At 59.3% G+C, this 11,570-nt stretch carries 7 protein-coding genes and 1 pseudogene; 6 read left to right on the forward strand and 2 right to left on the reverse strand.

What is annotated here, in order from left to right:
• Nucleotides 1-405: 405 nt before the first annotated feature.
• A complete protein-coding gene (locus tag FYC77_RS14660; RefSeq protein ID WP_149082240.1) occupies nucleotides 406-3,213 on the forward strand; it encodes a cation-translocating P-type ATPase in 2,808 nt (935 codons plus the stop codon).
• A gap of 33 nt (nucleotides 3,214-3,246) precedes the next feature.
• Here the strand turns inward: FYC77_RS14660 and FYC77_RS14665 are convergent, their stop codons facing one another.
• Both FYC77_RS14665 and FYC77_RS14670 read right to left on the reverse strand, forming a co-directional pair.
• Nucleotides 3,247-3,651, reverse strand: a complete 405-nt coding sequence (locus FYC77_RS14665) for a helix-turn-helix domain-containing protein (protein WP_149082241.1) — start codon at nucleotides 3,649-3,651, stop codon at nucleotides 3,247-3,249.
• Nucleotides 3,652-4,140: 489 nt separating this feature from the next.
• Nucleotides 4,141-7,119 (reverse strand): PAS domain S-box protein, encoded by a 2,979-nt coding sequence (locus FYC77_RS14670; protein WP_149082242.1) that lies wholly within the window; start codon nucleotides 7,117-7,119, stop codon nucleotides 4,141-4,143.
• 271 nt (nucleotides 7,120-7,390) lie between these two features.
• Between FYC77_RS14670 and FYC77_RS14675 the strand changes: the two genes are divergently transcribed.
• The 5 genes and pseudogenes from FYC77_RS14675 to FYC77_RS14695 form a co-directional block, all read left to right on the forward strand.
• Nucleotides 7,391-7,741: a cupin domain-containing protein gene (locus tag FYC77_RS14675; protein ID WP_149082243.1), complete on the forward strand. Its 351-nt coding sequence runs from the start codon at nucleotides 7,391-7,393 to the stop codon at nucleotides 7,739-7,741.
• Nucleotides 7,742-8,144: 403 nt separating this feature from the next.
• The gene (locus FYC77_RS14680) at nucleotides 8,145-8,780 is read left to right on the forward strand and encodes a vitamin K epoxide reductase family protein (protein WP_149082244.1); all 636 of its coding nucleotides are present in this window, start codon (nucleotides 8,145-8,147) and stop codon (nucleotides 8,778-8,780) included.
• A 167-nt stretch (nucleotides 8,781-8,947) separates the two neighbouring features.
• Nucleotides 8,948-10,294, forward strand: coding sequence for a hypothetical protein (locus tag FYC77_RS14685; RefSeq protein WP_149082245.1), 1,347 nt, complete (start codon nucleotides 8,948-8,950; stop codon nucleotides 10,292-10,294).
• A 58-nt stretch (nucleotides 10,295-10,352) separates the two neighbouring features.
• On the forward strand, nucleotides 10,353-10,970 hold the full coding sequence (locus tag FYC77_RS14690; RefSeq protein WP_149082246.1) for a metal-dependent hydrolase: 618 nt from the start codon (nucleotides 10,353-10,355) through the stop codon (nucleotides 10,968-10,970).
• Nucleotides 10,971-11,120: 150 nt separating this feature from the next.
• Nucleotides 11,121-11,381: pseudogene (locus tag FYC77_RS14695) on the forward strand (LLM class flavin-dependent oxidoreductase); the annotation flags it as partial.
• Nucleotides 11,382-11,570: the final 189 nt, after the last annotated feature.

The raw sequence follows: 11,570 nt of genomic DNA on the forward strand, positions 1-11,570 counted from the left end.
AACCGTCGTAGCACTCGTCACATGATCGGTCGGATCGCTGGCGTGGCCAGCACGGTAGCTGACGAACGGGGCGGATCTTTGGCGTGCGATTACTCTACCGACGCTACACTCGAGGAACGTGAGGATGCGTCGTCACCGCGATGTCTCGCCGAACCGTCCGCTGGCTCTGTCGTTGACGACGTCTCGACAAGTGCTTTGACAAGCCTGAACCACAGGGTCGAATTCGGTGGTGTGAGTCGAGTCGAGCCTGCAGTCGACGCGTGGCGGAGTACCAGACCCACGTCGGGGCGGTGCTCGTCGGTCGCGTCCGTTGGGAGGGCGGTTCGTGTCCGTGGCCTTCCACGGTCTTTCACCTGAGGTATCGAGACTGAATACGAGGGAGAGGGTGCTGTCATCGACCTATCCGTGTCACGATCAGAATACCACGAACGGACGGAGTCAGACGCCGACACCGACTGGCACGCCCAGCCGCTCGAGGCGGTCTACGCGAACGTGGAGACGTCCGAGGAGGGGTTATCGCCTTCGGAGGCCCGCGACCGACTCGAACGTGAGGGACCGAACGAGGTCGAAGGTGAGGAAGGGATTTCGCCGCTGCAGATCTTCATCGATCAGTACAAGCCGGCGCTGATCTGGGTGTTGATCGTCGCTGCGGCGGTGATGGCGGCGGTCGGCCACGTAATCGACGCCGGGGTCATCGCGGGTGTGGTCGTATTCATCACTGTCTTCGGCTTCCTGCAGGATTACCGGGCCGAACAGAGCATCCAGGCATTAAAGGAGATGTCGACGACGTACGCGCTGGTCAGACGCGGCGGCGAGAAGACCGAGATCGACGCCAGAAACGTCGTGCCCGGAGACGTGATCTTCGTCGAATCCGGTGACATCGTTCCGGCCGATGCCCGCCTCATCGAGGAGTCGAACCTCAGCGTCGACGAGGCGGCCCTGACCGGCGAGAGCGTCGGCGTTTCCAAGGACGTCGGGACGGTCGACGCGGACGTCGCGCTCGCAGATCGGGAGAACGTACTGTTCAAGGACACCGTGGTCCAGCGTGGATCGGGCACGGCGGTCGTCGTCGAGACCGGCTCCGACTCGGAGATCGGGCAGATCGCGACGGCACTCGAGGAAGCCGAAGAGCGAGACACGCCGTTCCAGGCGGAGATGGACCGCCTGGGAAAACTCATCGCGCTCGGTGTCGTCGGTATCGTCTCGATCATCGCGATTACCGAACTCGTGATCGGGGACACGCCGCCGTTGCAGGTGTTCCTGACGGCAGTCGGCATCGCTGTCTCCGCGGTTCCCGAGGGGCTGCCCGCGGTGGTCACGCTCTCGCTCGCGCTCGGTGCTCGGCGGATGGCAGACCAGAACGCGCTCGTGCGTCGGCTGCCGATCGTCGAGGCCCTGGGTTCGGTCGACGTCATCTGTACGGACAAGACTGGCACGCTCACTGAAGAAGAGATGACCGTCCAGCGGATCGTCGCCAACCGTGGGACCTACCAGGTCACCGGCACCGGGTACGACACCGATGGGGAGTTCCTGCAGGACGGCGAGCCAGTCGGCGCGGAGCGGGTCGCCGAGGTGTTGCGCTGTGGCATGCTCTGTAACAACGTCGACGTCGGGACTCGAGAGCGCGAGGAGGGCGATGCGGAGACGGACAGCGAAACGGCGGATGGCGAACGAACTTACCTCGGCGACCCCACCGAAATCGCGCTGTTCGTTGCCGCTCAGAAAGCCGGCTTCGATCAGCGTGAACTCGCTGCGGAGTACCCGCGGATCGGCGAAGTCGACTTCACGTCCGCACGAAAGCGGATGACGACCGTCCACGAGACGCCCGACGGCGACGTCACAGCGTACATGAAAGGCGCACCGGAGACCGTCCTCGAGCGCTGTGATCGGGAACTCGTCGACGGCGAACTCGTCGAACTCACCGATGAGCGACGCGCGGAACTCGAGGCCGAGAACGAGGCGTTCGCCGAAGACGCCCTGCGTGTGATGGGATTTGCCTACCGCCCCGACGTGCCCGACTCGCAGGCGGCTGACCCCGACGAAGGCCTCGAGCAGGAGATGGTCTTTCTCGGCTTCCAGGGGATGCTCGATCCGCCACGTCCCGAGGTCCCCGATGCGCTTTCGGGCTGTCTCGACGCCGGCATCAACGTCGTGATGATCACTGGCGACAACGCCGTCACGGCCCGTGCGGTCGGCGAGGAGGTCGGCCTTCGATCGACGACGGTAATTACGGGCCCGGAACTCGAAGAAATGGGCGACGAGGAACTTCGAGACGTCGTCGACGATGTCGACATCTTCGCGCGGACCTCGCCGGACCACAAGACGCGCATTCTCCAGACGCTGCAGGAGAAGGGTCATACCGTGTCGATGACGGGAGACGGGGTCAACGACGCGCCGGCCGTCAAGAACGCTGACGTCGGCGTCGCGATGGGGGTCCGCGGGACGGACGTCACTGAACAGGCCTCTGACATCGTCCTGCTGGACGACAACTTCGCGACGATCCGGGACGCGGTCAAAGGTGGTCGTCGCATCTTCGACAACGTCCGGAAGTTCGTCAACTACCTGCTGTCGGGCAACGGCGGCGAGGTGACGATGATCTTCACGGGGACGCTCGCCGGACTCGGACTCGTGATCACGCCGATTCAGGTGCTCTGGATCAACGTCGTCACCGACGGGATTCCCGCGCTGACGATGGGCGTCGACCCGGCTGCAGAGGACGTCATGAATCGGGACCCGCGACCGCCGGACGAGGGGGTTATTACCGACCGGATCATCACGTCGATCGTCGGTATCGCCGCCTTCATGACGATCTGTCTGTTGCCGTTGTTTACGCTCAACTTCTACGGCGAACTCGTACCGGGATACGACGTGACCGCCGCGCTCGTCGGCTGGAGCCCTGGCTACGAAGTCGGTCGCGAACTCGCCCAGACGATGGTGTTTACTGGGTTTGTCGTCTTCGAGATCGTCCGCATCCAGGCGATCCGATACCGATACGGGCTCGGGCTGTTTTCGAACAACTGGCTCGTACTCGCGGTCACAATTGCCGTCGCGCTGCAGTTGCTCGTCCTCTATACCTCGACCGGTCAGTTGCTGTTCGACGTCGAACCGCTCGCGCTCGTCCACTGGGTCCAGATCGCCGTTGCCGCGAGCGTTTTCGCGCTGCTCATGGCTGCGTTCGTGAAGGTCCAGGACCGATACTTCGAGCGATACTGACGTTCCCGGACCGGATCTTGGAACGGAATAGAGTCACCCTTCGGCCGCCACTCGAGTGTCCTCGCCGTGTTCGTATTTGTCTTCGAACTCCTGGATGAGTTGCCCCATCTTCGCGTACCAGTCGTTTAGCATCCGTTGCATCTCGCTTGCGATCTGGTCCGGATCGGTCGGATAGTAGACGTGGTAGTAGCCGCCTTGTTCGTAGTTGATCTGCTCTTTCTGGATGAATCCAGTCTGGAGGAGTCGCTGGATCGACCGGTAGGCGGTCGACCGTTCGCGGTCGACCTGCTCTGCGACGTCGTCGATCGTCAACGGCTCGTCGCTCTCGACCATCACCCGGAAACACTCCTTGTCGAGTTGTTTCAGGCCGTGGATACACTCGAGCAGCCCCTCACACTCCATATCCTGTTGCAGTAGTTCCGCCATCGATCGTGCCATTATTTCGTATCACGATAGGAGCCGTACCGGTATAAGGGTTGTGCGAATATTGCGCAAGTATGCTGAGCACCTGTGTCAGCGGGTGATAGCCCGATTGTTGGACACCAAGCCGACTGTCGCCAGACGACATAGTGACCCACCCACCAGTACTCCCACAGCGCGCTGACGGTGTGGCCGCTCCGCCGACGCGAACGACGATCCGTCGCGAACTCGAGGTCGGTCACGGGAGATGCTACACGCGCGTCGAGACGTTCGTCGGTGTCGATCACGTGAACCACACGTGGCCGTCGAACCAGCGCGGGGCGAAATCGCGTCGGGTCGCTACGTGTAATCGAGAGTCGAATCGTAATAGTTTGTATTATTTGGCTCTGTTGAAATCGTTGACTAATGATAAGTTCCAACAGTTGTGCTGAATACAGAGCGTGTATGCAGCAGTAGAAGAACGAACATTCTGATCGCCAACTGCTAGATATCTAATAAGTATTACGCCTACTGTTCACGGCGTAGTTCAACGATGAACACGCTGCCTTCGGGATCGTTGTCCTCAACCCAGACAGCCCCTCCGTAGCGGTCAACGAGTGTCTGGACAAGGTACAGCCCGATTCCAGTCCCCTCACTGTCGAGGCCTTTCTCACCTTGGTTGAAGATTTGGTCTTTCTGCTGGTCAGGAATCCCCGGCCCGTTGTCTGCTATACGAACCCGAATCACCTCCTCGTGAGTCGTCGCCGAAACGGTGACTTCGGGAAGCTCCTTGTCGTTGTGAACGATAGCGTTGTTCAGCAAATTCCGGAACACCGACTCTAGCATATCGTCAGCCAGCACCGCTACATCCGGGAGTGATCCTTCTGTGGAGACAACGGCACGTTCGTGGTTCTCTCGCACGTACTCGATCTGGGCTTCGAGAACCGGGCGGAGATTCACCGGAGTCGGATCGGTCTCCGAGCTGAGCATTGCCTCGGTGATTTCGCCAGCGGTTTGGGTGATTCCGACAGCTTCACGACCGGCCTTGAGAACATGTCGAAGATACTCCTCACCGTCGTCTTCGACGTAGTCTTCGAGCATGTCGCCGTACGCGAGCACGAGCTGGAGTTGGTTACGGACATCGTGACGGACAATCTGGTTGAGTATCTCCAGATTGTCACGCTGTTCTTCCAGAGTTTGTTCGTATTCTTTGCGTTCGGTAATGTCGCGGCTGTTCACGAGTAGCCCTTCGATGAGGTCGTCCTCAAGCTGGTTTTGTATTGTTGCCTCGATCCAGCACCATGAGCCATCCGCCCGGCGGAACTTGGTCTGGACAGTTTGGGACTCGTCGGGATACTCAATGACGTATTCGATTGCTTCCTCGACGGCCTTTACAGTCTCCGATGACTGATATTCGAATCCATTCTGGCCGACGAGGTCTTCGGGGTCGTATCCGAGCACTCGTTCCACTGAGGGGCTTACATACGTGATCTCTCCCTCGAAATCAATCACAGTCGCTATATCACCGAACGTGTTAATTACCCGTTCGTAGTATTCGAGTTCACGTTCACGCTCTTTTCGTTCGGTGATATCCTGAACGATGCCGACTGCCTCAATCGGGTCATCGGTCTCATCGCGTGTGAATTCAGCGACCTCCCGCATCCATTTGACCTCGCCGTCACCGGTCACAATCCGGTGTTCGATGTCGTACGGTTCACCGTCGAGTGCGGCCTGCCAAGCTTGGTCAACCCGGTCTGTGTCCTCGGGGTGGATGAAATCGAGGAACCGCTCGTGGTCGAGATAGCCGATTTCACCGTCAGCTTCCCACATGTCGTAGACGTGCTCGGACCAGTAGATTTCGTCGGACGGGATCTCCTTTCGCCACCACCCGATATCGGCGACCTTCTGTGCGTTCTGGAGATAGATCTCGTTCTGCCGTTGCTCCGTAATGTCGACGAGATAGCCCAGACGATTGATTATCTCGCCATCCTTCCAGATGTTCCGGGTGTGATCGAGCACCCATCGCACGGCCCCGTCGGGGGTGACGATCCGGTAGGGTTCGTGGCTGAACTGTTCGGTTCCCTCGGTGCTGTTGTCGGCGATCTCCTGCATCACGCGCTCGCGGTCCTCCTCGTGAATGATCTCGGAAAACTGCACCGCACCTGATTGTAATTCGTCTGCCGTGTAGCCCAGTACCTCTTCGACGTTCTCAGACACGTGTTCGACCGGCCAGCCCTCTGCTTCCCGCCACTTGAAGACGACCGCAGGACCTTGCGTGAACATCTCCCGCTTCTCTGCGAGCTGGCGCTCGTATGTCTTCCGGTCGTCGATGTCGAGGTGGATGCCAACGGCCCGGACCGGTTCGCCATCTTCGTCGCGTTCGGCTATTTTTCCGATATCTCGAATCCACTTCCAGTCGCCGTCGGCGGTCCGCATCCGGTGTTCCATGTCGTACAGATCCGTTTCGCCTGCGATATGTTCGTCCAGCGCCTCCTCGACGGCATCAAGGTCGTCGGGATGGACGCGCTGTTCCCACTCCTCGAGATGTGGTTCAATCTCGTCGAGGGAATGTCCGAGCATCCGAGCCCACTGTTCGTTGAACTCGACCTTGTCGGTAGTCATGTCCCAGTCCCAGACCCCGAGGTTCGCGCCCTCGAGAGCAAGTTCGAACCGTTCTTTAAAATGAGTAATCTCTCGTTCCCGTTGTTTCTGCTCGGTGATGTCTGTCGAGACGCCACAAAGTCCCACGATCTCTCCGTTTTCGGCATACACTGGTGATTTTCGAGTGAGTCGGACAGTGTTCCCTGTGGCCGTTGGGAGTTCCTCTTCGAGTTCGATCATCTCACCGTTCTCAATAACCTGCCGGTCGTCTTTTCTCGCCTTTTCGGCTATCTCTGGCGGGAAGAGATCGTCATCCGTGAGCCCGGCGATCTCCTCGTCGTCTACGTTGAACAGCTCCCGGCACGCCCGATTCATCAGCAGGTACTGGCCGTTGGCATCTTTCAGAAATACCGCCGCAGACATGGTTTCAAGGACGGTTTGGAACTGACGGTCGAGTTGTTGTAGCTTCTGTTGTTGTTCTTTTTGCTCTGTGATGTCCCTAGCGAGGCCGACGATCTGGGTTACTTGCTCGCCATCGGTGATCGGGGTGAGTTTCGTCTGCCAGTGACTCCTTCCAGCTGGGAATTCGAGCGTCTCTTCATACTGGATCGTCTCCCCCTGTTCGGCACAGCGGCGATAGTTCGCTGCGACGGTCGCGCCCTGTTTGTCGCCAAGCAGTTCCCGTGGTGTTTGTCCACGTAATTCGTCTTCGGAAAGACCCGTCACCTCTTGGTGTGAGGCGTTGTTTCGTCGGAACGTGAACGTGTAGTCATCGTCCATCTGCTCAATATCGATCAAAAAGACAGCATCCTCCATTTCGCGGACGATTACTTCGTAGACACTCTTCGACTCACCACCAATCGCTTGAAAACCCCCTGTAGTATCTGCGTTAGAATCCCCGTCCATCGTGTTCTTCTTGTGGATACAAAAGACATGCCGACAGTTAGTAATTCTGTACTACTTGGGTGAAAAGCCCCGTTCATTGTGGAAGATAGCACAGCATTCAATAATTAACTCCCACAGCCACTACGTGGTTCACTACCACCAACCGCCACAGTGCTGCATACGCGCTATGGATTCAGCAGACGCTCGTCAAACTATCCGAAGATCGTCAGAACCGGCCTGCTGCATAGAGAGGCTAAAAGTATTAATTTGTTCTATTGGAAGCTGGTAACCCATGACTCCTATTTCGATCACCGATGCAGTAGCTGATCTCGACCCAGACGAGCTTCAACATAAAGAAGTACTTGACGCCGGACCGATCACTGCGGAAGTCGGAAAGTATCCCCCCGATAGTTCCGCCCCCAAAAACCCACATAACGAAGAGGAACTGTACTACATCCTTTCTGGCTCGGGAAAATTCCGCGTCGGTGACGACACCCACGACATCGAAGCGGGTGACCTCGTCTACGTCGAACCAGCAACTGAGCACGATTTTTTCAATATTAGCGAAGAGATCACCGTGCTGATTATTTTTGGACCGTCTATCCACCCCACCTCATACGGTATACGTGAAGAGGACGGGTGAGTCGGCATTGCGGCCTTATGATCCTGTAGAGTCAGTCGGCCCTACTCGATAGGTGTAGGTAGTGACAGAGTTTTTACATTCACTCCACTATCCACCCACTACAGTGATTTTGCGACGAGAGACCGGTATTTGAGAGTGCCGAACGATACGTGTATCTCCTGTACTGACCAATTTCCGACTCTCGTAATACTGTTCTCACCTCATGCCACATTCGCGCTGTGTATTCAGCAGGCATATCTTGTTATTGTTGAAGGGTTTCAACAGAGCCTATTATTTATACAACACCAATGCTTCCTCTGTTCGTCTATGGTATCAGAGTACGTGTTTGATCGCTGACTTCATTCGGACAGGTTTGGATGTATTGCACAATACTTTAGTACACTGGCAACGAAGCCAGTCTTGTATGTCAACCGAAACACCGACCTCGGTGGCGTTCGACTACGAGTGGAACTATTCACCACAAGTGACGTCATTGTTCGGCCTCTTTACCCTCGTCGCAGTGATTGGCTGGTTCGTGACGGTCGCGCTAACGGCGATCCATATATTCGCAATTCCTGCAATACCAGCCGATGCGCCCGTCCAGGGGAGTATCGAAGTTATTACCAGTCCGTGGGCTTACGTCGTCGGTATCCCACTCGCCACCCTCGGCGGGGTTTACTACCTGACGACGATCGGGCTCGCCCTCTGGTGGTTCGATACCCGACACCCATTGCTCATCAAGATTCTGACGCCCATTACGGCAAGCGGCGTCGCGTTCTCGGCGTACTTCGTCTACCTGCAACTCGGTGTCATCGGCGAGATCTGCCCGTTCTGCATGATGTCTGCAGCGGCGACGGTCGTCCTCTTCGGACTCGAGCTCGCCATCCTTCGCCAGAGCACGACGCCATCGCTCTCGCGAATGGGCAGTGATCTCAGCCGCGTTCTGACCGAGACGAACGTCGCCGTCGTGGTCTTCCCGATTCTCATGGGACTGGTCACGATCGCGGGGCTGTTCCTCGTGCCGTTGCTCCCGCTTCCCGACGCGGTCCAGTTCGTCTGATCGGAGTCGTACTGACGTTTGTCGTTTCACCCCTCGAGCCGACTGCCGATTCATCCACCTGCCGTCACGACGCTCTCGACGGCCCGTACCGACGACGATAGCGTCTGAGACGGATCACTGGAAGGCTAAACCGGTAGCTTTAGCGGCGTTGTCTCGCCAGAGTGGGTATGAGCGATACCGATCGGCTCGCCGCCGCGTTCGTCGAGTCGTCGCGGAATACGATGCTCTCGTGGCTTCTCGTCGCCGTCCTGGTCGTCGTAATTCTCGGTGGGGGCTACCTCGAGCGATACGAATCGGTTCTGTTCGGCATCGTCGCGATCGCCGTCATTGCCGCTCCAGCGATCGCGTTTCGTGATCCGACGGTGATGCCGCCGTGGTACTTCGTCGGGCTGATCTGTCTGCCCGTGCTGTGGGAAGCGTTCGCACCGCAACCGCTCGTGACGGCCGTCGTCCCGAGTCTCGCACTCGCCACGCTCGGGCTGTTGCTCGCGGTCGAACTCCACCGGTTCACGCCGCTTCGGCTGGTGCCGTGGTTCGCCGTCACCCTCACCGTCCTCTTCGCGATGGCGATGGGCGGGCTCCTGAACGTTCTCCGGTGGTCGGCGGACGTCCTCGTCGGGACGACGTTCCTGCTCGACGGCCGGAGCCAGGACGCGATCAACGCCGCGGTGATGATCGAACTCGGCTACGTCACTGCCGCTGGGCTCCTCGCCGGCGCGGTCTTCTACTACTACTTCACTCGTATCGCGCCGGAACCCGACCCCCGCATGACCGTTCCCACGGAACCCGATATGGAAGCCAGCGCCGCAAGGTCCGAGACGGAAACCGGTGACGAACCCGTTGACGAGACGGTTCTCAGCGACCGACTCGGCATCTCGGTGCGGCGACAGACTCAACTGGTCCGCATCATGCAACTCGCACTCGTTGGTTTGCTGCTGTACGGCCTGTGGACGCTCCAGTTACCTGTCGTAACCAACGCCGTACTCGCACTCCTCATCACGTTCATTCCGGCCGTCCTGGAACGGGACTATCACATCGCAGTCGAACCCGGCCTCGCGCTGTGGGTGACGACCGCCGTCTTCCTCCACGCGATCGGGACCGCAGGCCTGTACGACGCGATCGGCCCGTACGACCACCTGACGCATACGCTCTCGGCGACGGTCGTCGCCGCCGCGGGGTACGCCACACTCCGAGGAATTCATCTGCACGGCGAGTCGATTCACCTGCCCCGATGGGCGATGTTCGCGTTCACGATCGTGTTCGTCCTCGCGATGGGTGTCGTCTGGGAACTTCTCGAGTTCGCCGTCGATCAGGGTGCACTCTTGCTCGGGATGGAGCCGATCCTCGCCCAGCACGGGATCGACGACACTATCGTCGACATGGTGTTCAACACGCTCGGGGCCATCATCGTTGCCACGTGGGGAACGGTCTATCTTACCGAAGTCTCCGAGACGTTCGCGGATCTCCTCGAGGAACGATTCGGCGGTCCGGACGATTCCGGCCGGAACGCGTAATCGGTGTGGAGGGGTCACCGACATGTTGATACGGTTCTGTCCCGAACAGTAGGACACAATGATGCTCCCGACGCACGTCCTGGGCGGGATGGTCCTGGCGCTCCCCCTGCTGGTCGTGGCTCCCGAGTTCGCCACCGTCGGCCTCGTCGCGGGCTTTCTCGGCGGGCTCGTTCCCGATCTGGATATGTACGTCGGCCACCGGAAGACCCTTCACTACCCGGTGTACTACTCCGTGCTGGCCACTGGTGGGGTCCTCGTCGGGCTCGCGGTTCCGTCGGTGTTGACGGTCGCCGTGGCGCTTTTCCTCCTGGGAGCGGCAGTCCACTGCGTCGCCGACATCTTCGGCGGCGGCCTCGAGCTTCGCCCGTGGGAAGGGACCTCCGACCGCGCGGTTTACGACCACGTCCGCGGCCGGTGGATCGCCCCGCGTCGGACGATCCGGTACGACGGGTCCGGTGCGGATCTACTCCTGACGGGCGTGCTCGCGGTGCCGTTGCTTGCGACCCTCGAGGGATCGCTGCGACTCGTCGTTCTCGGAACCGTCCTCGTCGGCGCGGTCTACACGCTCTCCCGCCGACACCTCGCTGCGCTCGCCCCTGTCGTGGTCCAGGTGTTGCCGTCGACAGTCCGCCCGTACGTGCCCGCACGCTATCGGACCGACGACTGCGTCCTGTAATCCAGAACACTTCGCGTTAGCGATACTGTGAGCTTCGAGGCCGTACACCGATGGTGAGGACTCGAGAAACGGCCGTTCAACCGATACACAGCGACGTCTCGAGTGCACCGCAACGAGAATCGTTATCCCGGGGAGGACCCAACGTCGGCTATGGACCTCTCTATCGTCGACGTCGCACCCGTTCGAGCGGGCGAATCCGCGACCGACGCATACGAGAACACGACCGAGCTCGCAGGGCTGGCCGAACGCCTCGGCTACTCCCGGTACTGGGTTGCCGAACATCACGGGATGGGAGAATCAATCGCGAGCACGACACCTGAAGTGCTCATCGGTCACCTCGCGGCCGAAACGTCGTCGATCCGCGTCGGCTCCGGCACCGTCCTCCTCAATCACTACGCTCTCACGAAAGTTCCAAAGAACAGCGCACAGACCCGAGTACCGTCCACCGTGACGGGAATGTTGCTTCCGGGGACTCTTAGACCGATCGAGACTCCCACGGAGGAAACCCCGTCGTCGTCGGGCTGAGTGGTTGGCGCTATGTTTGAATCTGCAGGGTGCGTATAGACTCTGATGAAGACAACCCGTCGGACTGAAATGGTG

The sequence above is a fragment of the Natrialba swarupiae genome (assembly GCF_008245225.1).
GTDB lineage: Archaea > Halobacteriota > Halobacteria > Halobacteriales > Natrialbaceae > Natrarchaeobius > Natrarchaeobius swarupiae.